Origin of the sequence: Mucilaginibacter sp., from assembly GCF_025359345.1 — a bacterium.
In the GTDB taxonomy this organism is placed as follows: Bacteria; Bacteroidota; Bacteroidia; order Sphingobacteriales; family Sphingobacteriaceae; genus Mucilaginibacter.
This window is the reverse complement of the sequence record NZ_JANYGQ010000025.1, coordinates 113721-137054: the sequence shown is the minus strand read 5'-3', so window position 1 is coordinate 137054 and position 23334 is coordinate 113721. Positions and strand designations below refer to the sequence as shown.

General features: G+C 42.6%; 19 protein-coding genes. 9 read left to right on the top strand and 10 right to left on the bottom strand.

What is annotated here, in order from left to right; all coding sequences use genetic code 11:
* Nucleotides 1–3 precede the first annotated feature (3 nt).
* The 4 genes from Q0R52_RS15810 to Q0R52_RS15795 all read left to right on the top strand — a co-directional run bounded on the left by Q0R52_RS15810 (nt 4) and on the right by Q0R52_RS15795 (nt 4859).
* Entirely contained in the window at nt 4–753 is a 750-nt protein-coding gene (locus Q0R52_RS15810) for a hypothetical protein (RefSeq protein WP_295795966.1), read from the top strand.
* Between the two features lie 11 nt (nt 754–764).
* Entirely contained in the window at nt 765–3089 is a 2325-nt protein-coding gene (locus tag Q0R52_RS15805) for a hypothetical protein (RefSeq protein WP_295795964.1), read from the top strand.
* A 1-nt stretch (nt 3090) separates the two neighbouring features.
* On the top strand, nt 3091–3567 hold the full coding sequence (locus Q0R52_RS15800) for a hypothetical protein (protein ID WP_295795962.1): 477 nt from the start codon (nt 3091–3093) through the stop codon (nt 3565–3567).
* A 170-nt stretch (nt 3568–3737) separates the two neighbouring features.
* Nucleotides 3738–4859: an alpha/beta hydrolase-fold protein gene (locus Q0R52_RS15795; RefSeq protein ID WP_295795961.1), complete on the top strand. Its 1122-nt coding sequence runs from the start codon at nt 3738–3740 to the stop codon at nt 4857–4859.
* A gap of 902 nt (nt 4860–5761) precedes the next feature.
* Here the strand turns inward: Q0R52_RS15795 and Q0R52_RS15790 are convergent.
* From Q0R52_RS15790 to Q0R52_RS15780, 3 genes are all read right to left on the bottom strand, one after another.
* Nucleotides 5762–6511 (bottom strand): SDR family NAD(P)-dependent oxidoreductase, encoded by a 750-nt coding sequence (locus tag Q0R52_RS15790; protein ID WP_295795959.1) that lies wholly within the window; start codon nt 6509–6511, stop codon nt 5762–5764.
* A gap of 41 nt (nt 6512–6552) precedes the next feature.
* Nucleotides 6553–7362 (bottom strand): SDR family oxidoreductase, encoded by an 810-nt coding sequence (locus tag Q0R52_RS15785; RefSeq protein ID WP_295795955.1) that lies wholly within the window; start codon nt 7360–7362, stop codon nt 6553–6555.
* Nucleotides 7363–7480: 118 nt separating this feature from the next.
* Nucleotides 7481–8059 (bottom strand): TetR/AcrR family transcriptional regulator, encoded by a 579-nt coding sequence (locus Q0R52_RS15780; RefSeq protein WP_295795953.1) that lies wholly within the window; start codon nt 8057–8059, stop codon nt 7481–7483.
* Nucleotides 8060–8668: 609 nt separating this feature from the next.
* Here Q0R52_RS15780 and Q0R52_RS15775 point away from each other — a divergent pair.
* The 4 genes from Q0R52_RS15775 (at nt 8669) to Q0R52_RS15760 (ending at nt 12890) form a co-directional block, all read left to right on the top strand.
* A complete protein-coding gene (locus tag Q0R52_RS15775) occupies nt 8669–9583 on the top strand; it encodes an enoyl-CoA hydratase/isomerase family protein (RefSeq protein WP_295795950.1) in 915 nt (304 codons plus the stop codon).
* A 60-nt stretch (nt 9584–9643) separates the two neighbouring features.
* A complete protein-coding gene (locus Q0R52_RS15770; protein ID WP_295795948.1) occupies nt 9644–10438 on the top strand; it encodes an SDR family oxidoreductase in 795 nt (264 codons plus the stop codon).
* Between the two features lie 56 nt (nt 10439–10494).
* Nucleotides 10495–11850 carry an aldehyde dehydrogenase family protein gene (locus tag Q0R52_RS15765; protein ID WP_295795946.1) on the top strand — a complete coding sequence of 452 codons (1356 nt, stop codon included), beginning with the start codon at nt 10495–10497 and terminating at the stop codon, nt 11848–11850.
* 143 nt (nt 11851–11993) lie between these two features.
* Nucleotides 11994–12890: a response regulator transcription factor gene (locus tag Q0R52_RS15760; protein ID WP_295795944.1), complete on the top strand. Its 897-nt coding sequence runs from the start codon at nt 11994–11996 to the stop codon at nt 12888–12890.
* Nucleotides 12891–12910: 20 nt separating this feature from the next.
* On the opposite strand, the gene Q0R52_RS15755 is transcribed toward Q0R52_RS15760, so the two are convergent.
* From Q0R52_RS15755 to Q0R52_RS15730, 6 genes are all read right to left on the bottom strand, one after another.
* On the bottom strand, nt 12911–14482 hold the full coding sequence (locus tag Q0R52_RS15755) for a Na+/H+ antiporter (RefSeq protein ID WP_295795941.1): 1572 nt from the start codon (nt 14480–14482) through the stop codon (nt 12911–12913).
* 65 nt (nt 14483–14547) lie between these two features.
* On the bottom strand, nt 14548–15732 hold the full coding sequence (locus tag Q0R52_RS15750) for a metallophosphoesterase (protein WP_295795940.1): 1185 nt from the start codon (nt 15730–15732) through the stop codon (nt 14548–14550).
* 266 nt (nt 15733–15998) lie between these two features.
* A complete protein-coding gene (gene mobC, locus Q0R52_RS15745; protein WP_295795938.1) occupies nt 15999–18032 on the bottom strand; it encodes a conjugal transfer protein MobC in 2034 nt (677 codons plus the stop codon).
* Nucleotides 18033–18062: 30 nt separating this feature from the next.
* On the bottom strand, nt 18063–19061 hold the full coding sequence (locus Q0R52_RS15740) for a DUF5712 family protein (RefSeq protein ID WP_295795936.1): 999 nt from the start codon (nt 19059–19061) through the stop codon (nt 18063–18065).
* Between the two features lie 3 nt (nt 19062–19064).
* The gene (locus Q0R52_RS15735; protein WP_295795933.1) at nt 19065–19622 is read right to left on the bottom strand and encodes a BfmA/BtgA family mobilization protein; all 558 of its coding nucleotides are present in this window, start codon (nt 19620–19622) and stop codon (nt 19065–19067) included.
* A gap of 222 nt (nt 19623–19844) precedes the next feature.
* A complete protein-coding gene (locus Q0R52_RS15730; protein WP_295795930.1) occupies nt 19845–20018 on the bottom strand; it encodes a hypothetical protein in 174 nt (57 codons plus the stop codon).
* 338 nt (nt 20019–20356) lie between these two features.
* Between Q0R52_RS15730 and Q0R52_RS15725 the strand changes: the two genes are divergently transcribed.
* Nucleotides 20357–21886, top strand: a complete 1530-nt coding sequence (locus Q0R52_RS15725; protein WP_295795927.1) for a recombinase family protein — start codon at nt 20357–20359, stop codon at nt 21884–21886.
* Nucleotides 21887–22347: 461 nt separating this feature from the next.
* Here Q0R52_RS15725 and Q0R52_RS15720 read toward each other — a convergent pair whose 3' ends face one another.
* Complete coding sequence (locus Q0R52_RS15720; protein WP_295795924.1) at nt 22348–23232, bottom strand: hypothetical protein; 885 nt, start codon at nt 23230–23232, stop codon at nt 22348–22350.
* Nucleotides 23233–23334: the final 102 nt, after the last annotated feature.

The following is a 23334-nucleotide window of genomic DNA, read 5'->3' as shown; positions in this document are numbered from 1 at the left end:
ACCATGAAAAGAATTGTTACATACGCGGCAATAATTATAATATTAGGCTTTGCTTACTCCCCTGGCAGCCGCTGTTTAGCCCAGGCTCAGCAGGCGGCATATCCATCCGGAAATTTGCTGTATTGGGCGCAGAAGCTACAACAAAACATTAACCCGCAAAATACTTCTTACCAGCATAAAGACAATACGGTAAGCTGGGGCGACGACGGTAAATCCCGGCAATGCTTTGCCGACTGCAGTGGATTTATCAATGCGCTAATGGCTAAAACTTTTAACTGGACAGACGATAATTTTAAAACTGAATGGGGCCACAAACGGATGTTCGCCCATCATTATTATGATGCAATAGTATCCGGCAGCCATTTCCGGCAGATAAAAAACATCAGTGGCATTCTTCCCGGCGATATAATTGCCCTGCAGTATGTCGATCGGTCTGAACATGAGGATAATACGGGCCACGTGATGCTGATTGCGGCCTTACCAAGGCCGCACAGGCAATCGAAGGTTATCGAGCCGAATACCCAGCAATATGAAGTTGAGGTCATTGACTGTAGTAAAAGCCCGCACGGCAAAAGCGATTCCCGGTTTAACTCAAACGGCGGCGAATACAGCGGTTTGGGAAGAGGAAATTTCAGGCTGTACACCGATGAGCAAGGAAATATAACAGGATACAGTTGGAGCACCGGCAACCCCAAAGAAGGTTTTAACCCTTTTGAAAACCCGGTAGTAGTTGGTCGTTTTACGAATATTTAATCTTCAAAGAAATGAACAGGTTTTTTTACACTTTATTAGCTATCGCCTTTACTGTAGCTGGCAATGATACAAACGCGCAGATTAGAACATTTAACAACAAAGCCCGCCTCGCTTCGGCGTCCCAACAGGGACAGGTTCAGGGAAGTATCTTATTTGCCAATGACAACGTCGTTCAGCAATTACAGCAAGGATGGAATTGCAACATTTCGCAGGCTGCGGGCATTAAAATTAAAGTGGAGCTTTGGCAGGTAAATTACAGCCCTGATAGGCAGGACAATCATTTCATCAACATAATCTTACTGCAAAAGCTCGATGCCAACATATCGTACCAACAGGTGCAAAATGGTATTCAATACAACGCCAGCTATAGTTCTGTTAAGGGCAATGTGGTGGCTATTGCTTATACCACAGTTCCTGCAAATGCACAAATAAAATTCAGCGGGAAGCCGAATGATGGTGTACCGGCTAATATGACACATCAATTCAAATCGGATGCTAAAAAATACCTGGGCAACAATATTATCTACGGCATTTACTCATTGCCAAATCAGCAAAATAATTTGGCTGACATCAGCTTTAAGGTAGCGTCATCGGTAAAAGGCGATTGTAAAACGTGTTTCGGCTTTGACGACGTGTGGAATACCGTTTCAGACGCGGCAAATGATTTGGCAAATTTTGTAAAAGCAGCAGTTGATGGTACCGGCGAGGCTGTGAAAGACCTGGGAGAAACCATAGTGGTTAACAACGGGATATTCTTTGTACAATGTTTTGGCACAATTACAACCTTCCTGCAAACCGGAAATTTGCCCAAAGTGCGTATGCTGAGCGACTACGGCAACGCATACAACATTGCTAATTCAACCATTTTCATGAATTCGCTCCCGCCCATAAATAAGATTATTGTCACCAATTTAATGTCGATTGATAAAAGGCCGTTCACTGTTCCAATTAAAAATGGCAACGATGTTTATATCCTGATGAACCTGGGGAACGCCTTTGATGATCCGTTAAACTACAATATGAACGGCTTTCCTGGTGATGTTTTTATTCACGAACTAACCCACGCCTGGCAAATATGGCACGTGGGCGCATTAAAACTATTTGCAGATGGGGCGGTAAATCAATTTAAAAACACGGTTATGAGCAATCAATATCAATACAGTTGCGACGGGCATAACCTGGGAGAGTCGTACAATGAAGAGCAACAGGCTATGATTGTTCAGTATTTTTATGTTACACTTTTTTACAGGCCTAAAGGCATATTTAAAAATGGTAACAGTATCACTTGCGATTTTGAACAGCCATGGGTAATTCAAAATATTTTAAGAAATCAGCCGTCGAATGCGGACGAACAATTTACCGCGACAAAGCAAATTATGTTAGCCTCATTTGATAAAAACATAGCAGTCAATACAGGCGGAACTACTGATCATTCGTTGGCCATCCCATCTAACGGGAACCGCGTAGATGGTAATGGATATTTTTTGCCGGGAAAAAACAATAATTCTTTCTTTTATTATTCAAACAAAACCAAGGCAGCAAGCGCCAATTGGGGGGCAGTAAGAGATAAATATATAAAAGCCGGTTACGAATTTGGTGAATTAGGCTGGCCCGAACAAAGCGAGACTTTATTGCCCGATGCTGTCGGCCTTTTTCAAAAATTCAATCACGGATATATCTACTGGAGCCCTAAATATGGTGCATATGTTGTATTAAATAAAATCTTCGATGCCTGGAAAAATACGGGCTGGGAGAAAGGAAAATTAGGTTACCCGGTTTCCGATTACGTTAACCTGCCTGTAGACCGGATTAAGCAGGTTAGCTCGTATCGCGAGAAGGGCTATCAGAAATTTGAAGGCGGCGTAATTTTTTATACTGTACCCGATGCGGCTGTTATCCGGGAGATGTCAGGAAATAACAATTTTACCTCCGTTGTTTATGGAAACCCCGACAGGATAGTCACGATGGATAGAACAGGTAATAACGTTCAACCTGTTAAAGCAGAAGTGGACCCGCATGCCTCGCAAACCAACGCAGGGAGGCCCTACAACAATGCAGGCGCGGACAAAGTTGAAATAAACCCGCAACCGCTTCCTCCGGGGGGGACTGTGAGGCGAACTTCCGGCAGTATTCGGCCTGCCGATGTTCAAATAAACCCACAGCCGTTACCGCCTAAAAATGTAAAAAGTTCTACAAGTAGTATTCAGCCGGCAAATGTTCAAATAAATCCACAGCCGTTGCCTCCAAAAACTGTGAAAAGTTCTACAGGTACTATTCAACCGTCCAGAGTTCAAATAAACCCGCAACCGTTACCCCCAAAAACAATACATGAATAAAATGAAAAAGATTAACAAGTTATACATTTTGCTATTAACACTTGCGTTTGCAAGCATAGCTGCATTTACTGATGCCCAGGCTGTTGTAGGCTCATGGAAGAAAAAGGAAGATATCCTTACAAAGGAAGACGGCAAAACAGTAAGCACTTTAAAGATGCTTGTAAAAAACATGCCTTGCTTTGCCAATATAGTTTACACATTTACCGCCGATGGAAAAATGAGCGAACAGGCGAAAGATTGCACTATTGCGTTGCAAAAACAAATTGCCGGTCAATTGAAAGCTTCACGTTGGAAAATGGCAGGCAATAAATTAATAATAGATGTAGCTGATGCAACTTCGCCGGTGAAGCATGCTGAATATCAAATAGAATTTATTGGAAGCAATGAAATGAGATGGACTTTTAATTATGCCGAAAACCCGGGTGTGCCCAACATTACCAGGGCCAGGCAAATGCAAACTACTTACACCAGGCTATAAGTACAAATACTTAGTTGTTTATATCACTGTTTTTAAGGGACAGTTTTCTAATGTTTTTCTTGATTTGAAGAAACATACGGGTTAACATAAAAATTTATCGGTCAAATTTTGATGCCGCAATTATTAACCCTAAATTTAAAACAGGCATAACCTCCCTTAAATCAAATTAAATGAAGCTAGTTAAACTAATTAACCGCACCATTGCTTTCACTGCGTTGTTTCAAGTGGTATGTAGTATAAGCCCGGTCACGGCCCAGGTGCCAACCCGCGACCCTCATACGCCGGGTTATGTGTCAGCTAAGGAATTACCTGACGGCACCAATCCTTCACCCGGTTCCAATGGAAATTTCATTATAGGCCCTACACACGATCCCGCCCCAGAATCGTTGGTTCAGGCTAACGTACCGCAGGGTACTATATACCGATTTACTATTGACTCGAAGGATAGTAAAATTTATCCCGGCATTGCCCGGGAACCAAATACATTTGGCATCCCGGATACTGCAAACCCGGCTAAGTTAATCGTCACAACAAGTCATCCGGCGCCCTACACCCGCCAGTTGGCGGTATATGTCCCCAAACAGTATATCGCCGGTAGCGCTGCGCCGTTTATAGTTGGCACCGACGGGCCGGACAATTTGCTTTTCACGGTGTTAGATAACCTGATTGCCGAAGGCAAAGTGCCGCCGATGGTTGCCATCTCTATCGGTAATGGCAGCGGCGATGCGCAGGGCAGCGAACGGGGCCTGGAATATGACACTATGAGCGGCGTATATGCCGAATTTGTTGAAAATGAAATACTGCCGCTGGTGGAGAGCAAATGCCAGGTAAAACTAACCAAAGACCCCGCTGGTCGCGCCACCATGGGTGGTAGTTCAGGCGCGTCATGCGCCCTGATTATGGCCTGGTATCATCCGGAATTGTATCACCTTGTGCTCAACTATTCCGGAACTTATATTAACCAGCAATGGCCCTACAACCCGAAAACACCGCAAGGTGCCTGGGGATTTCATGAAACTATCATCCCCAATAGCCGCCTGAAACCATTGCGGATCTGGATGGAGGTGGGCGACCGGGACTTGTTTAATCCAAATATAATGCGCGATGGCATGCATGATTGGGTGCTTGCCAATGAAAATATGGCAAAAGCACTCGCCGCTAAAAATTATCAATACCAGTTTATTTTCGCCCGCAACGCTGGGCATGTTGATTACAAAGTAAAACAGCAAACACTCCCCGAAGCGCTGGAATGGCTTTGGCGGGATTACAAACCAGCGTTGGTTGTGAAATGATTTATATCGATGGTTCACGTCGGCTTTACGCTGCAAAAGTACGGATAAAGCGTTCCGTTTTCACACATGGAACACTTGGAACGCTGTGGAACACAATGATTATCAAGACAATAACTTATTTAATCTGTGTGGACAGCTATATGGTACGATAAAACCCAGTGCAGCATAGCACCTCAATCCAGGCGCGGTATTAAATTAAAAAGCCTCTTCAAATTTCTTTGAAGAGGCTTTTACTTGGTATCGCTTTAAGTCGCCCTGCCTGTACAAATTTCGAACCTTTTTCTACATGATTTAAGATTATTAGCGGACTTGGTTTTATAATTATTCCATTTAAACGTGTTGCATAGAGCGTTTTCATAGAATCAACCCATGCAGATTAAAGATGAAAAATGATGACTAATGATTTGATTGACAGCAATAGTGCTGCCTAAATCTAATGTATTTTAAATAAAAACTGTTTCATTTCTAATTACTTGGTATCATTATAAGCTTTGCTTGCATAAATGAATGCCCTATTTTTTACTTCGAACCGCAATTAATATAATTAAAAGTATAAAACAGATAGCAAGGACAATTTTTTTTCGCTCCTGACATTAATTCGTGATTATAATTATAATGTTAAATACAATTCGTTCAATTTAATAACATAAATCTTTCGTAAACGACTACATTAGAAAAAACAACAAATAACTATTATGCCAGTACCACAACTGACTGATTCTGATGTTAAAAAACTATTGATTAAAATGGGGTTAAAACAAAAGCCGATATATGTCATAGCGAAAACTGAACCGGGGGCTATTTTATTTGAATGCGTTGATAATGTAAATAAACAAGTCATTTTAATTGGTGGCGACATCAGCATTAAATATTTAATTGCTTTCATTTTATTTTTTTTAGTATTAGTGTGCAACCTGGTTGATAGCATTGAATGCCGCCTGGGGATCAGAAAGGTACAATTGTCTCAAACCAGCAGTTTGGCCTACCTTGATCTCATAGTCATCTGTACGAACGCCTTCTAAAAATTCTTCAGCCACCGTTACCGGAGACATACCAAATTCTTCACCGCCTATTTCTCTGGAGAACTCGGTGTTTACCAAAGGCGGCATTAATTCAAAAACTTTGATATTGGTGTCCTGGGCCAAAGTATGGCGTAAAGAAAGGGTGTAGGAACGTGCCGCAGCCTTGCTGTCTGAATAGGATGGTGTAGCTGCCGAGGGCAAGTAGCCCACTATAGAAGTAACATTAACGATGGCTGCTTCGTCCTGAGCTTTAAGAAGTGGAAGAAACCCTTCGGTCAGCCGGATCAATGAAAAATAATTAGTAGCAAACTCTTCCGTTGCTTTTGAAAAAGCATCTGCGTTTTCAGCGTGTGTGTATGCAAACGCACGTCCGGCGTTATTGATCAAAACACTTAGTTCCGGATATTCTGCCGAAACCTGTGCAATTAATTTTTTCACATCGCTTTCGCTGTTAATGTCCGCGGCAATAGCGACTGCATTGTCTATATTTTTTACTGCTTCCTGTAATTTACTTGCTGTTCTGCCTACCAGTATTACTTTGTTTCCTTGCGCTGAAAGCAATTTTGCAATTTCGAAACCTATTCCTGATCCACCACCAGTGATCAGGACTGTTTTGTTTGTAATATTCATTTTTTACTGTTATGATTTTTATAAGAAATTTTCCCTGATATTTATTTTTTAAGTGCCGATGCTACGTCTTTCAATACAGAACCCTCGAACATTTTGTGTGCATAGCTTTGCAGGAACAATACCATCCCCGCCATTTTCCCAACAGGATTACTGAATTTTGGCTCTTTTGCATCAATCAGTTTTTTAATTGTATTGACTACCACGTCAGGTGAACCTGCTTCATCAATACCCTTTTGGGTGAAAGCATTCACTTTAGGTCTGTACGCATTGTAGTCTGCTATACCATCTGTTTTAACGGTTACCGCATTGTGTGCCAGATTGGTTTTGAACCACATTGGTTCTACAACGCTTACTTTGATATTGAATTGGTTTAGTTCAAAACGCAATGATTTGAAATACCCTTCAACAGCGTGTTTAGAGGCAGAATAATAAGAAAGGTTTGGCGGGCCTATCAGGCCTACGATAGAACTTACCGTGATGATCTGACCAGATTTTTGTTTTCTGAAAATAGGCAGCAAAGCATTGGTTACTTTAACGGTACCCCAAAAGTTTGTTTCAAATTGTTGCCTTCCGACTTCAACGGGAGTTTCTTCGGCAATACCTGTAACCATATAACCTGCATTGTTTACCAATACATCCACTTTTTGTGTTTCAGCAGAAAGCTCCCGGGCAAAGGCAATAGACGCGTCGTCAGAAATATCCAGACGCAAAAGTTTAAAAGCGAATTTCCCTTTGTACTTTTCTGGCTCACGGCTTGTGCCGATCACGTTAAACCCTTTTTGCTGAAGGTCATTGGCAAGCATCAAACCAAATCCTGATGATGCTCCTGTAATTAAAATTGTCTTTTTCATAATTATTAAATTTTTATTTGATCTGTATAAATCTTTATGCGTTTCGTCCTGTCATTTACCTGATTTCATCGTTGATCTAAATTGTATCAATTGATACAATTTAGATCAAAAAAAAGGTTTATTCAAAAACCCTTAAACTAAAGTCAATCACTGCTTTCATTTTAGATACATCTTTCTCTATAAATTTTGCCGTATTGAGGCCTGTCCATAAATTAAGCAAATATATGTTCCACATTTCCTGGGGGATCGTCGGTTGAATAATACCGGCTTCCTTAGCCCGCAGAAGCGCCGCTGAAAACGCGTTAGCGACAGTCACCACATGGCCAATAGCCGTATTCTTTAAATCTGGATCAGCGATCTGGATAATCGCATTGCTGAAATAGCAGCCAAATTGCCGGAACTGACCGTTTGGATCTGCCATAACATAGTAATACTGACGAATGACCTCTACCGGATTCTCAATCGTTTTCAACATGGATAAGGCATGCGTCGGATAAACAGAAAAAAAACGATCCATTGATTTAATGAACAATTCCTGCTTTCCACCTTTGTAAGCCAAGTAAAAACTTCCCATTCCTATGCCCATGGCTTTTTGTAGATCCCTGGAAGAAGCATTCTCATAACCTTTTTCCCAAAATACGCCGATTGCCTTATCAAGCGCCTCTTCTTCGTTATATATCTTATTTCTTCCTGCCATTGCTGAGGCAAAGATACATATTGTATCATTTGATACAAATTAAATCGTAATTATTTTTCTCTGTAAAAGACACCATTTGAAAAAAGCTTTAGATTATGTATAGAAATGTTTTGTGAGCACGCCGTTGGCGATCAATTGATTGGCGGGCGGCGCATTGGGAGTGTAAATAAAAAATGTACAGCCTCCGGCGATCAACAGCTGCGCTTTCCTTAAGCGCTTGATAAAGATTAGACAGCGTTCCGTCTGTAGAAATAGGTACAATCTACTTTCGGGAAGTGGTGCAAGTTGCATTCTGTATTGTTCTATACAGATAAAAAGATTTTTTCATCAACTCTAATGACAAACACATTTTAGTGGTTAAAGCAAGGCCATAACCAAGCACATAATTTGTGAAACGTCAAAATGTATAACATCCTCCCACATTTGTATACCTCAGGCGTAATCGCCGTCATCTAATTTTGTCGCAGTAATTAACGATGTGGATCATGGCGGAAATTTCGGGATTTTCAATTGCACAGCCGGGGGAGAAAGCTAATTAAGCTAAAAGCCATGCTGACACCATTTCTGGAGTTTGACCTGCATCCACATTAAAAAAAAACACTTTAAAACATGAAAAACTTAAAAAAAACCATTAGCGTACTATTTGCAGCACTGCTATTCATCAATTCGGCTAACGCGCAGGAACCGGCGAAATCAACCATCAGCATTGAGCACCTGACCCCTGAAATTTGTAAAGTAAAGTTTGCCAACGGGCCGGTGAACGTTATAATCCCCGAAACGATCTCCAGCCTTAACGAGACCGTTAAAGAATTAAGCAAGGATGAGCGCATTAAAGTGGTCATATTTTCCAGCGATGTAGCCGGTTATTTTTACAACCATTTTGACCTTGGCCAGTTTCCGAATTTTGTTAAGCAAACAGGCGCGGATGGCAAACCGCTTTGGGTGGAGCTGGTGACAAACCTTGCCAAAGCCCCTTTTATCACCATTGCTTCCATCAGGGGGCGTACCCAGGGCGGCGGCGATGAACTGGCACTTGCCTTTGATCTGCGTTATGCCAGCAAAGAACTGGCGGTGTTCAATCAACCGGAGGTTGGTGTAGGACTTTTCCCGGGTGGCGGCAGCACCAATCAATTACCCAGGCTAACCGGCAGGGACCGCGCATTGGAAATATTGATCAGCGCTGACGACTATACCGCGGATGTGGCCGAACGATACGGCTGGATAACACGGGCTATACCCGACAATCAGTTGGACAGTTTTGTTTTAGGCCTGGCCAGGCGCATCGCAACTTTTGATAAAACAGCTTTGATTACGGTTAAACAGCAGATCAATGCAACTGCTTCTCCAACAGAATCAGAAATCCTGAATTCTCAAATTGAATTTCAGAAATCATTATCGTGGCCCGGCCTTTACCTCCGTATTCCTGTATTGGGAAAGATGCTGAATGATGTTGGCCCCCTGAAGGTGGAGAAAAATATGGGTTACTATATCGGTGAAGCCAACAAGCAATTACAAAAAAAATAATCATAAACCATCAGGCTGGGATGCAGCAATGCAACAGCATGAAGCTTAAATAAAATTCAAATGAAAAAAACGATTTTAATTACAGGCGCATCCTCAGGATTTGGCCTGTTGTTAGCCAACAACTTACACAAAAAAGGGTTCAACGTGATTGGCACCAGCCGGGAACCACAGAAATACGCAGGTAAAGTACCTTTTAAATTGCTGGCGCTGGATATCGCAGATCCTAATTCGATCAGTACATTCCAGAAAGAACTGTCTCAGGTAGCAAGCAAGATCGACGTACTCGTGAATAATGCGGGTTATATGCTGATGGGCCTTGCGGAGGAAACGCCGGTGGAACTGGGAAGAAAACAGTTCGAAACCAATTTCTGGGGTACCGTTAATATTACCAACGCCTTACTACCCATATTCAGAAAGCAAAGGTCAGGACAGATCATTACCATCAGTTCCATTGTCGGGCTCATCGGCCCTCCGGGATTGTCTTATTACACAGCTTCAAAACACGCGCTCGAAGGATATTTCAAATCGCTCCGGTTCGAACTGAAGCAGTTTAATGTCAATGTCAGCATGATCGAGCCGCTATGGTTCAAAACAGGTCTTGGCGAGCATTCAGAGGGCGCAAAAGGCAATATTTCGGATTATGATACTTTTAGGAATAAAGTTAATACCAATGCACAGAAAAGCATGGAGGCCGCACCGGGCCCTGAGGCTGTGGTTGCCGCAATGGAAAAACTGATCGCCACTAAAGAGCCTAAAATGCTTAACCCGGTTGGTAAAATGTCCGGAATGATCGTGTTCCTTCAAAATTATGCACCGAAGATGTATGAAGGTTCCATCATGAAAGACCTGAAGTAAACCACATCAATTATTAAAAGAAACATCACCGGCCTGGCCGGTTTAATCAGCACAACATGGAAGAATTAGTAAAAGCACAGCGGGATTATTTTAACAGTAATGCAACCAAACCCGTAGCATTCAGGATAGCCCAGTTAACTAAATTAAAGGGTATCCTGAAAGAAAATACCGTTCAGCTAAATGAAGCTGTATTTAAAGATTTCGGAAAGGGCACTTTTGAGAATATTGTCACCGAGTTATTTATCATTCACCAGGAAATTGACGACGCTTTGAAAAATCTGGCAGAGTGGGCCGCTATCAAAACAGTAACGACAGACGGTTTCAATCAGCCCGGTGAAAGCTTTATCGTGCCGGAGCCATTGGGCGTCAGCCTGATCATCGGTGCCTGGAATTACCCTTTGAACCTGACCCTGTCCCCGGCGGTAGCAGCCCTCGCAGCCGGCTGTACCGTTATCCTGAAGCCGAGCCGTCAGACTGAACATTGCAGCAAACTGATGGCAGCATTAATCAACAATAATTTCGATCCCGCGTATTTTGTAGTAGTTGAAGGCGGACGGGTGGAAACCAATGCCCTCCTGGAACAACAATTCGATAAGATATTTTTTACAGGCAGCGTGCCGGTCGGCAAGATCGTTTACCAGGCAGCAGCTAAGCACCTGACCCCGGTAACCCTGGAATTAGGCGGAAAAAGCCCGGCAATCGTATTGCCGGATGCAGATCTGCAGAATGCAGCCAGAAAGCTGGTTTGGGGGAAATTTATCAATGGCGGGCAAACTTGTATCGCGCCGGACTATATTTATGTTCACCATACGGTAGAGGCGCAATTCCTGGAATTAGTAAAAGAGGAGATCATCAGGGCGGACTACCGCATAGAGAACAATAATTTTGCGAACATTATAACCGTGGAAAATACGGAGCGTCTGGTCGGCATGATCGATCAGCAAAAAGTGATCTTAGGCGGCAGCTATGATATTGAAGGCCGCATCATTGAGCCTACTGTGATGACCAATGTTACCTGGGAGGACAAGATCATGCAGGATGAGATCTTCGGCCCCCTGATGCCTGTGATGTCCTTTGAAAACCTGGATGACATTATCGAGGAGATCAAGCTAAGGGCTAAACCACTGGCGTTGTATTTGTTTACAGCTGACGACACGGCTACGCAACAAGTATTATCTGAGGTTTCCTTCGGTGGTGGCGCGATCAATGAAACGATCATGCACCTGGCCAACGGCGCATTGCCCTTTGGCGGCGTTGGAAACAGCGGGATAGGTAACTACCATGGTGAAGCGGGATTCCGTTCTTTCTCCCATTACAAGAGCGTACTTAAAAAACCTGTTTCCAATGAGCCTGATTTCAGGTATTCGCCGCATAGCGATGAAAAGATCGCTGCGGTGCTATCGATGATATAACCCTTATATTGATAGGTCAGGAAAACCCCGCTGGTTTTGGCGGGGTTTTCTCTTTAATGCCACAATCTAAGGATCACTTAACGTATAGGTTATACTACTTTTAGTTTATCTGTAAAAAAATGATAATCTTTAACATATAAAAAATGAAACATTTTCAGACAATCGCTGAATTATACACGATCAATGGATTTCCGCCTCCGGAAAACCCCTTGCTCGGGCTGGTCACCTTTGACGATATCAGAGGCTGTGTTTTCGCGCATACGGAATTCACCATGGGTTTTTACAAGATCGCTTTGAAAAAGATCAAGTCAGGTACGGTGATGTACGGAAAAACGAAATATGATCATGACAACGGCTCCATGTTCTTTCTCAAGCCTAACCAGATTATCCGCATGAATGACCTGGAGCTGACAGAGCGCGGTTTTATGATTTACATCGATGAAGATTACCTTATAGGACATCCGCTTCATGAAGCCATAAAAAAATACGGTTATTTTGACTACGAGGCCAACGAGGCATTGCATTTGTCACCGAAGGAAGAAGAGATCATCTGGGACGTTTTCGATAAGATCCGTCATGAGTACAATAATAATCAGGATGATTACAGTAAAGACATCATGCTGTCTCATATTGAGTCAATATTGAAATACGCACAAAGGTTCTACAAGCGTCAGTTTTTGAACCGGGCGGTATTATCCGGAACCATAACCTCCAGGTTCTCGGAAATATTGAAGTGCTATTTTGAATCCGGGAACCTGGAAAAAAACGGGTTGCCTACAGTAACATACATGGCATCGCAATTGTCATTATCTGCACGGTACCTGAGCGACCTGCTCAGGCAGGAGAACGGAAAGGCAGCTCTCGAACATATTCACATTGCTTTGGTAAAAGAAGCAAAAAATATTTTGATGAGTACCGATAAAACCGTGGCAGAAACAGCTTACCAATTAGGTTTCGAAAACCCGCCGTATTTTTCACGGTTATTTAAAAAAGAGGTCGGACTGACACCGACGGAGTACCGGGAAAAGTTCCTGAACTGAAATTGATTCTGGCATCAATGTTAGATGAACATCAACCGCTCTTCTTCCAGGTCAAGATACTGGAGTTGCTTCCGGACAATATCTTCATTTAAACCGGGTTCCAAACCGTTCTTTTCTAAAAGCCATTTCCTTTGTTTATCAAGGATTGTCTGCCATATCGCTTTCACCTCATTGGTCATTGGGCGTTCATAATTTGGATAGGCCTGGTTATGCCATTTTATCGCCATTTGCCGCAACACCGGATCTGTGTCTAAAAGGGAGGCACATTCCTGTTGTAAGTGACGAAGACCGATGTCCGACATGCCTTGCCGAAGGCCTTTTTCAATTTCCTCATCACTACCTTCCTGATCTACATCAGGAAGGTCAAACTTCCGGATCAGGTAAGGCAGGCTCAGTCCCTGGATCAACAAGGTAAGCAGGATAACCACAAAAGTAATGAACAGGATGAGGTCACGCCTGGGAAAGGCAGCACCGCCTTGTAGTTGCAGAGGAATTGATAATGCCGCGGCCAGGGAGACTACACCCCGCATACCTGACCAGGCCAGTAGGAACGGTACTTTTGGGCCGGGGTTACGGGTCTCTGCAACCTTGATGAAGTTTTTTGCGATCAGTGTGACCAGCATGGCGCTGTAAGCAGCGATCAGCCTGCTAATGATCAGCACCAGCGTGATCAGCACACCATAACCGGTAGCTGCCAGCAGGCTGACCGATCCAAGTCCCGCGGTGATCTCCGGCAGGTCCAGGCCGATGAGCATAAATACGATCCCGTTCAGCAGAAAACTCAGGCTTTCCCAAAAACTGCTTCCCCTCAGCCTGGAACTTCCGCTTAAAAATTGGAACCGCTTTGCGGATAGGTATAATCCCCCGGCTACGACAGCGAGTACGCCGGAACTGTGCAACTCCTCTGCCGAGATGTACATTACATAAGGTGTGATCAGGGTGAAAATGATATCCGTATTGGCATCGGTAGGCAAATATTTATGCATTTTCATAAAGACTACCGCTATCAGTAAACCGATCCCGACGCCGCCAGCCAGCATCCAGCTGAAGCTCATTGCGGCATCCTGCCATACAAACTGCCCGGTGGCTACGGCGATCAATGCAAAGCGGAATATGATCAGCGATGAGGCATCGTTCATCAGGCTTTCCCCTTCAAGGATACTGGACATTCTTTTGGGAAGTTTAACAAATTTCAATATGGCCCCGGCACTGACCGCGTCGGGCGGCGATACGATCCCACCCAATAACAGCCCGAGGGCAAATGAAAAACCCGGTATATAGTGATTGGCGATGAAGGCCACGGTAAGCGCAGTGATAAAGACCACGACAAAAGCAAAACTGCTGATGATCCGCCGCCAGCGCCACAGTTCTTTCCAGGAGATAGCCCAGGCCGCTTCATACAGCAACGGGGGCAGAAAAATAATAAAGATCAGTTCAGGGTCAATACGCAGCTTGGGGATCATCGGAATAAAGCTGATGAGCAGGCCTGCCAATACGAGCAGAACCGGGTAGGCGACACGGAGCTTTTTAGCCAGCATCATGAGCAATAAAATAACAAGTACCAAACCAAGATAAAACGGAAATTGTGCCATGACGCGATGATCTGTTTAAGGAATGACGATGCTGTTGAATTTAAATTTGTTGCCTGTAAAGGTGATCACGCTGCTGTTTTTAAGGTAATGACGGTGATCTCCGGCCATATGCCTACCCGGCCTTTAAGGCCTAAAAAGCCAAACCCACGGTTAACATAAAGAAATTTCCCGAACTTTTCATACAAGCCGGCCCATTGTTTATAGACGTATTTTATCGGGCTCCATTTAAACCCGAATATTTCCAGGCCAAATTGCGCGCCGTGCGTATGCCCGGCAAGGGTAAGATGAATATGCTCGCGGTGTGCAAGGGTTACCGCTTCCCAATGAGAGGGATCGTGCGACATCAGTATTTTGAAAACACCCGGTGCTACGTTTGACGCGGCTTTGTCCAGGTCTCCATACTTATGAAAACCACCTTTGCCCCAATTTTCCACACCGATGAGGGAGATTTGCTGACCGCCTTTATTGATCGACACGGCTTCGTTAAGCAGTAAGCTAAAGCCGATCTCCTTGTGTACTTCTTTCAGGCGTTCCAGGTTACGGTGTTTTTCCGCTTCCGTATCCCACTTGATGTAATCGCCATAGTCATGATTACCCAGAACGGAATACTTGCCATAAGCCGCTTTGACCTGTGCGAAATAAGGGATCCAGGGATCCATTTCCGCCGCCTGGTTATTGACAAGGTCTCCGGTAAAAAGGACCAGGTCGCTTTTTTGCGCATTGACCATTTGAATTCCTTTTTCCACGCCCTTAGGGTTTGAAAAACTGCCGGAATGAATATCTGATAGCTGTGTCAGGGTAAATCCATTAAATGACGGCGGCAGATCCTTAAAATAAAGGGTTTCGCGGTGAACGGTATACCGGTGGCGTCCACCGGTCAAGCCGTAGATAAATCCAAAGAACGGTATGGCTGCGATAGCTATTGCAACCTCACTTACCCAGGCTGCGCGTGGCGGAAAGGCGTGGAAAGCGCGGAAGAGGTCTTCGATCAGCAATACAGGTATGGCAAATGCCTTAGGTACCAGAACAATCAGGAAAAGCGCCATAGAACCCGACTTTAATAATTTGGACAATTTCTCCGGAAGGGGGAACAGCTGGGCGACCACTATCCAGGCGATTACGAAGATATCAATAAGCCAGTATGACCGAAGAACATATGTGTTTGATGTCAGGGTTTGGACTGCCTGATAAAAATACGGATCTGCTCCAAGCAGGATCACAAGTAAAAAGGTAAAGAGTATATATCTCATCTGCTTATAAAGACGATTGACCGGGAAAACATTTTATCGGTACAGGCTACAAAGATATAAATTGTATCATTTGATACAATTTATATCTTTGCTAATGTTTCATCTGTTTGTCAAATTGAATATACCTGCTGCAAGATGGTCTTTTTACTAATGCGCCCACCTGATGGAGATAATTTTCCTACAGCCAATTCTCAGAGGGTCGGTTTGATTTATGAACAGCCTATTTTTTGTTCCCCAGACTGAGCTCGAACCAGAGATCAAAAAAATCATATAGACATCGCCACTCCGTTCGTTTCTCCATTATTTTCGTCCTTACTTTCACGGTTAACCGGTTCCGTAGTTTCAGCAACCTTTCTTTTTCTTAAAATGCTAATCTCTGTATTTATCAGGTTTTGAATATCCGCTTTGATCATCAGGTAGTTTTCCTGTATATCCAATGCGGTAACGTTATCAATTAACGGAACAGGCTCGTAACCATCTTCCTCAGCTTTGATAGCCGCATGATCATTTTGTATATCACTGTGAAATACTTTCAATTCAATTTTTTCATCTGGATTGTCGGCTACCATACCCACGAACGTACCGGATGAAAGGCCGGAAATCTTTGAAGCAGGCACGGCATAGTCCAACTGTGTAGATTTGCTAATCGAAGTATCACTGTTATTAATGCTCACGCTGTTGCGTTCCTGCATGATCTTACCCACACGCTCAGATAGCTGCTTGGCCGTATCGCCCGTAACCTGCCCGCTGATGATATTACCGACAATATTCATAATAACCTCGGCCTGTTCACGACCGTAATCTTTTTTTAACTGGCTGTAATCCTGTATACCCAACGTGGTGGCGACTTTGTTTGAACGTGCCGTTGCTATCAGGCTATCAATATTATTAAAGTAAATGGTTGGAAACTCATCAAAGACCAGGCTGCTCTTTAGTTGATTCTTACGGTTAGCCAGTTTAATTACCCTGGAGATGTAAAGTGATAGTACCGCCCCGTAGGTTTGCAGCTTCTGCGGGTTATTGCCCATGCAAACAATCTTGGGTTCCTTCGGATTGTTGATGTCCAGCGTAAAATCATTACCGGATAGCACGTAATACAATTGTGGTGAAGATAAGCGGGCCAGGCTAATCTTGGCACTGGCCACCTGTCCCTCTAACTGTTCCTTTGCCTTATTCTGAAAAGCAGATATAAAAGGATTGATCAACACCTTAATTTCTTCCTGCTCTTTCAATATCGGGAACAGTTCCTCGTAGTCGGCTTGCATTAACTCAATAACATGCGGCAGGGTACAATACCTGCCGTTCTCATATTTCCGCAAATACCAGATGATGGCGGTTAAAAAGTTAATAGGGCTTTCCACAAAGAAATCACCCTGTTTTTTTATCCACTCGCGGTTCAAGCCTAACAAGATGGTACGGGATGCCTCGGTCGCATCTGTAATATCATCCATACTCTGTGGGTCAAGCGGGTTACACCGGTGTGTCCTTGACAGATCATCAAAATTGATCAGATAGAATTTGGGTTTTACTTTATAGTTCTTTTGATACTTTTCCAGTTTATTATAGGCTATCTTCGTTAAGTCGTCAAACTTAAAATCATAGATGAACATGCTAAAACCCTTTTTTAAATGCTGGTCTATTACATGCCGAATAACGAAATAAGACTTACCCGCTCCGGGTGTACCCACCACTAACAGGCCCCGAAACGGGTTAATGAAATTTATCCAACTGTTACGTACTTTACCTTTCAGGTTATATTTTGCTGGGAGGTTTACCGAATATTCATTTTCCAGCAATCGTTCCTCTTGCGGGAAAGTTTCATTCTCCGTATTGAAAATATCATTTTGCAAGTTCAATTTAAGTAAGCGGGATAAGCGGCCACCGCCTGTTAAAATAAGCAGGTATCCTAAGCTGGTTATACCTATGTAACTGATTGCTATTATTGTTGCAGTAGCATTAAGATAAAAACATAATACGCTAATAGAGTATAAGAGCAATCCGGCACCTATATACATGGCAATGGTATCTTTCCTGATCTTTTCGTCCTTTTTGCCTTTGGCACCAATAAGCGTAATAAATAATAGCAGCAAAGCGGCCAGCTTAGGTTTAAGCATCCCAACGAATAACCCGGTTTTACTAATATTCAAAATCATGCGATTGGTTATTTCCGCTGTCCAGTGCCAATGCTGAAACGCAGCATAACAGCTGATATAGAAATGAATGCTTAAAATGGACAGGCTGATTAGCCGTGTAAAATCAATGATCTTTCTTAATCCTTGTATATCTTCGCCGGTTTGCATAGCTGTAGTTTTTAATGATTTAAATGATGATTAAAGGCCCATGCCTTTGCGCCGTTTGCCTTTCTTGCGTGGTAGTAAAGGGGCGCTATCGCTTTTGTTCGGATTGCCCAAAAGGGGCTGTAACAGGTTATCCGACGCCTGGGATAATAAGTCCGGCAGGTTAGTTTTGGATTCCCTTTCCAAAAGACCGACCGATGGTTTGCTTTTATCTAATAGTGAAATAGATAGTTTATCCACTATGGTTTTCCTGCCTTGTTGCTCTGCTGGTCTTGATTTTCTTACTGATTCTTGATTTTGCTTTTCTGCTTGAAGGGCTATCCGCTCATCCAAACCGCCTTTTTTCTGAGCATTGGCATACCTGAAAGTTTCGGTTAAGCCACGTTCAAAGTCAAACTTGTCATCAAACAATCTTTCGCCTGATGATTTAAAGGCTGAACGATCAAATTGTCCCATTTTTTTGGAATGCTCCGTATTGCTGCCCTTGGATTTATTCATGGGGCTTAATTTGATCTTGTTGGTAATGTCTTTACGGCTGACAATGACCTGTACGTGCATTTGTTCGCCTTCCTTACGATCACCCCGTTTTTTAAGGCCCTGCTTTACTTCAGGGTCTTTGTGGCTGTAATAGCGGTAGTTTTCCAGCTTGCCGAACCATAGCAGGTCTTTGCCGCTTTCAATGCCCGGCCTCTTGAAGTTGCGGGCATATTCATCCATAATAGATGAGGCATAAGCTTTGAGCTGTTCTTTGGCACAATCCTCGCCATACTTTTCTTTGAGGTAAGTGATCTCTTTTTGGCTTGGACTGATATTGACCAGGAAAAACTTGGCATCCCCTTTACTTAACTTGGCGATGTTGTTATCAATCGCCGGTCTTACTTCATCGGAAAGGATATTGCTGCGTTCCTGATTAAACCAGTATTCCTGCTGTTTGGCAAGATTTATTCGATTCTCTTTATCTAAGTAATGAACCAAGGCGCTGCTACCGCCTTTATTATCCGTTGTTTCGCTATCGGTGATATTGATATACATTATTTAGAGTTTGGCAATCTGTTGCCTTGTAAAGTTTAATAGATCTTCCTTTTCTTTAGCCGGTGTCGTAAAGCCGAAACTTTCCCTGGCCTTATTGTAATTGTTCAGGATGTACAGAAATTTGAGTTTAAGGCTCTCTTTGGTTTCCAGTTTCTCGGCAATGATTTTTAATAGCTTTTCCGTTTCTGTGAATTTCTGCACCTGCGTTTGCTGGTTGCTTAATAGATCCTGATTCGCCTTTAATACATGGTTATTAAAGAAATCTAAAATTTTAATTTGTGATTGTATCATCCGGTCAACTTCCACTTTAACCGGTATTAGTACTTTTTCCTCCTGTGCCCTGATAAAACGGATATAGGTATCGTGATTTTTGGCCAGCGTCTTTTTCAGAAGCTCGTCATTAATGTCCTTTGGATCTTTCTTAGTCCGGTAAAAGTATTCTACCATTTGGATGAAAAACTCGCGCTTGGTACGTCCACTCTGATCGGCCAGCTTCTGCAATTTCTCATCCGTTTCCTCAGTGTACTTGACTGTCTTTTTATAATCGTTTGCTTGTGGCATAACAATGAATTTATGTTTGTTGTAATTCCTGGGGGAATGCTAAAATCGGCTTGCAATATATCTTTAACACGGTTAAGCATTCCCGGAGAATGCTTAATACCCCCGCAGCGAAGCGTAGGGCAAGCAAAGTAGGGCTCTGCCCAACTTCCGCTTGCTCCATTTTTTTCTCCGAAAAATGGACGCTTTTAAAACGGAAACCGGGCAGCCTGCGGCCCCGGTTTGTTATGGAATTTGCTGTTGTTGCCCCGGCCTTTGGCCTGGCAGATCGAGCGGAACAAAGGAGCGCAAAAGTTGCCTGATCCGCTGACGCGGCTCGGTGCGGATACGTTTGATTTTGGTAAGGTGGCCGTTGAATTTACGGCCTTTAAGATCGGGTATGACTTCGGTATTCTTCATGACTATCTGATTAGATAGTCAAAAGTCGGAAGGGGGATTTTAAGGGTTAGGCAAGTTGCCTAAAATTTAATAAGCCTTTAAAACACATGTACCTGACGGCATATTTGACGGAAAATTTATTTAAGGCTACTTGTCCTAACGCTTGACCGTACTAACGGATAATTGTACAAACGAAAAACTATGTTGGCGTATAATGAGGAGAAAAGGTCACTGACCGTCGAAAAAGTCGTCGACTTTTATCAAAAACGAGGTGAAGAAATAAGCATAGAAACAGCCGAAAAAGTATTGAATTTACTATACTTTTTAGCTAAATTAGTGGTGGAACAGCACTTAAAACAATGAAAATTGCAGATTTATATATCAGGGTAAGCACAGACGAGCAGGCGGAAAAAGGGTTCTCCCAAAGGCATCAGGAAGAGATGCTGCAAAAATACTGTCTGGTTAATCATATTATGGTGAGGAAAGTGATTTATGAAGATCATTCCGCTAAAACATTCAATAGGCCACAATGGAAAGTGCTGCTTTTACATTTGAAACGGCACAAGGGAAAAAGTCATTTAGTTCTTTTTCTAAAATGGTATAGGTTCAGTCGTAATGCAGGGGACGCTTATCAAATGATCAGCATGCTTAATAAACTGGGAGTAGAGCCGCAAGCGATTGAACAACCTCTTGACCTGACAGTGCCTGAAAATAAGATGATGCTGGCCTTTTACCTGGCTGCTCCGGAAGTAGAAAATGACCGCCGGGCATTAAACGTAATTCACGGTATGCGCCGTGCACGGAAGGAAGGCCGGTATATGGGCAAAGCTCCCTTTGGTTATATCAACCGTTCAGATGAATACGGACGTAAGTATATTGGTATCCGTGAGCCGGAAGCAAGTGTCTTACGTTGGGCTTTTGAAGAAATAGCAAAAGAAACTTATAACACAGAGGCTATTTACAAGGCCGCTAAAGAGAGAGGCTTCACTGGCGCTAAAAGTCTTTTTTGGTTTGCGATCCGTAACCCGGTGTATTGCGGTAAGATCTTCGTTCCAAAATACAAAGATGATGAGAGCCAATTTGTAAAGGCACAACATGAGCCGTTAATATCAGAGAACCTGTTTGAAACGGTACAAGACGTTTTAGATGGCCGTAAACGCACTTATCTGCCGAAGATCATATCTAAGCCAACTTTGCCACTGAGAGGGTTTCTGAACTGCCCATCGTGCGGTAAAATTCTATCAGGCAGTATTTCAAAAGGCCGCCATGATTATTATTCTTATTACCACTGCTACAACGGCTGCAACTTCAGGTTTCGTGCTGATAGTTTAAATGACCAGTTCCATCAGGAATTAAAAAAGTTTACACCCAGGGAAGATGTTATCGAAATGTTTAAAATGACCGTTCATGATATTTGGGTTAGCCAAACTTCGCATTTACTGGACGAACGAACCCAGATCAATCAGGAAATTAAAGAGATAAAAGAAAAGATCGCCTATATGGTAGAATTGGTGTCGAGTAAAAAAATCGACCCGGAAGATTTTATGGATGCAAAGGCGTTGAATGCCCGTAAGCTGGAAATCCTTAATGGCAAGCTCGATGAATTGAATTTGCAGAAGATAGATATTGAAGATTTATTGGATAATGGGTTAAATAACCTACTTAAACTGGAATACGCCTATAGTATCGGGGATATAGATAAAAAGCGCGAAATCGTGGGTGTTGTGTTTCCTGATAAAATGGAGATTGAAAATGGGGTACTTCGAACCGGTAGGGTAAACGAGGTAATAAAATATATTTACTTGATGGACAGCGAATTATCGAGCAAAAAAAAAGGACAAATCAGAAGCCATTCTGATTTGTCCTGTGTAGTCGGGATGGCAGGATGATTATCCCACCCCTTAAAGGGTTGATTATGTTAAAGTTATCAAGCTTCCTTATGAAAATGGTAACCGAATGGGTCTCATTTTATTAGACGTCATTTGATTGCATTTGCATCATAAAAGCACTCGTAACAGATAGTCAATGAACTTGTTATACAAATATAATCAATGTTTTTGAATAAAAAAAGTCGTTTTTTAAGACGATGAACCGACTTTTCGTTAATTGAAGTTGCAGTCGCCGCTATCAAAGAACAGCGTGTACCCGAACCTTACTCCCGGCGGTTTAGATATTGGGAATACTCAAATAGATCATCTATTAAGTGAGTTATGAAATCATAAAACAGTAGCATATCTTTTATATCATCCTGCAGTACCCACTCGGCGAATTGTAAACCCATCCCCGATACAATTGCCATATTATTTCTTTAAGTTTATCGAGTGGGTAATTAATAAAAATATACCTTATACTAAAAGCATTTCTTTGACCTCGCTTGCTGATAGTTCCTTAAATTCGATTTCATCGTTTTCCATAGATACGTCATTTTAATTATTCCATTGGAAATCATTTCAAAACTATATGGGACAGGTTTTTGAGATTCAGGATCGATAAATAACACCGGATAGTATGAACTAACCTCAGCAAGAAATGTATCGTGAAACTCTTTAAAATGTTCTTTAAGCACCGTTAACCTTTTGTTGTCGGATAACACCCACATTAACAGATCGTCCCCCTGAACCGATGGCATGAGGTAACATAATTCTGTAGTGTCATCGAATACAAACAAATGCGGCTTATAGTTAAATTTTAAAGGTTGGCCGTTAACAGAAACCATCGCAACAAATGAAAAATGGTCTTGGTGAAACTTTAATATAAAACTTAGAACGGGTCTTTCTAAACTGTATTGACATCCCCTCATATCGGCCTTGCGGGGTTTGTCTTTAAGATACTTTAACCAATAAGTATAATAGCAATAGTTATATTTTTCGTTTAAAAGTAAGGGAATTGCCCGTTCCCATAAGTTAAGCATTTCTTGCTTTGCCTTTGCCGCTTCTTGCTTTTTTCCCTCACCAGTTAATCCGTAATGCCGTATTGAAGTATCATATTGTTGAGTGGATATTTCATTGAGTTGCTGCTGGTTTATGTTGTAGGTGACACCCGCAATAGGTTTATCCCTGCGGTTGAACCGCTTAAAGCTAACAACCTCATTGTTATGCTTACTTGTCACTCCCAAACAAGGCATTAGAACAGGCAGGTGCAAATTGGAATGGCTGCCTACATTGTAAGTTAAGCAATAAGCTATTACCTGCTGACCACCTGTTGGCATAGTTGTAACCATTGCAGGTTTAACCAATGGCAACTTTTCAATATCCTTAAATCCGATGGTAGATTTAAAAATGTTACCGTATTTTGCTTTCGGTTTTACAGCAATCCAGTTTTTAGTTACTTCGGTAGT

Coding starts and splice junctions, on each gene's coding strand:
- Q0R52_RS15810 (WP_295795966.1), top strand. CDS start 4: ATGAAAAGAATTGTTACATACGCGGCAATAATTATAATATTAGGCTTT.
- Q0R52_RS15805 (WP_295795964.1), top strand. CDS start 765: ATGAACAGGTTTTTTTACACTTTATTAGCTATCGCCTTTACTGTAGCT.
- Q0R52_RS15800 (WP_295795962.1), top strand. CDS start 3,091: ATGAAAAAGATTAACAAGTTATACATTTTGCTATTAACACTTGCGTTT.
- Q0R52_RS15795 (WP_295795961.1), top strand. CDS start 3,738: ATGAAGCTAGTTAAACTAATTAACCGCACCATTGCTTTCACTGCGTTG.
- Q0R52_RS15790 (WP_295795959.1), bottom strand. CDS start 6,511: ATGAATATTACAAACAAAACAGTCCTGATCACTGGTGGTGGATCAGGA.
- Q0R52_RS15785 (WP_295795955.1), bottom strand. CDS start 7,362: ATGAAAAAGACAATTTTAATTACAGGAGCATCATCAGGATTTGGTTTG.
- Q0R52_RS15780 (WP_295795953.1), bottom strand. CDS start 8,059: ATGGCAGGAAGAAATAAGATATATAACGAAGAAGAGGCGCTTGATAAG.
- Q0R52_RS15775 (WP_295795950.1), top strand. CDS start 8,669: ATGAAAAACTTAAAAAAAACCATTAGCGTACTATTTGCAGCACTGCTA.
- Q0R52_RS15770 (WP_295795948.1), top strand. CDS start 9,644: ATGAAAAAAACGATTTTAATTACAGGCGCATCCTCAGGATTTGGCCTG.
- Q0R52_RS15765 (WP_295795946.1), top strand. CDS start 10,495: ATGGAAGAATTAGTAAAAGCACAGCGGGATTATTTTAACAGTAATGCA.
- Q0R52_RS15760 (WP_295795944.1), top strand. CDS start 11,994: ATGAAACATTTTCAGACAATCGCTGAATTATACACGATCAATGGATTT.
- Q0R52_RS15755 (WP_295795941.1), bottom strand. CDS start 14,482: ATGGCACAATTTCCGTTTTATCTTGGTTTGGTACTTGTTATTTTATTG.
- Q0R52_RS15750 (WP_295795940.1), bottom strand. CDS start 15,732: ATGAGATATATACTCTTTACCTTTTTACTTGTGATCCTGCTTGGAGCA.
- mobC (WP_295795938.1), bottom strand. CDS start 18,032: ATGCAAACCGGCGAAGATATACAAGGATTAAGAAAGATCATTGATTTT.
- Q0R52_RS15740 (WP_295795936.1), bottom strand. CDS start 19,061: ATGTATATCAATATCACCGATAGCGAAACAACGGATAATAAAGGCGGT.
- Q0R52_RS15735 (WP_295795933.1), bottom strand. CDS start 19,622: ATGCCACAAGCAAACGATTATAAAAAGACAGTCAAGTACACTGAGGAA.
- Q0R52_RS15730 (WP_295795930.1), bottom strand. CDS start 20,018: ATGAAGAATACCGAAGTCATACCCGATCTTAAAGGCCGTAAATTCAAC.
- Q0R52_RS15725 (WP_295795927.1), top strand. CDS start 20,357: ATGAAAATTGCAGATTTATATATCAGGGTAAGCACAGACGAGCAGGCG.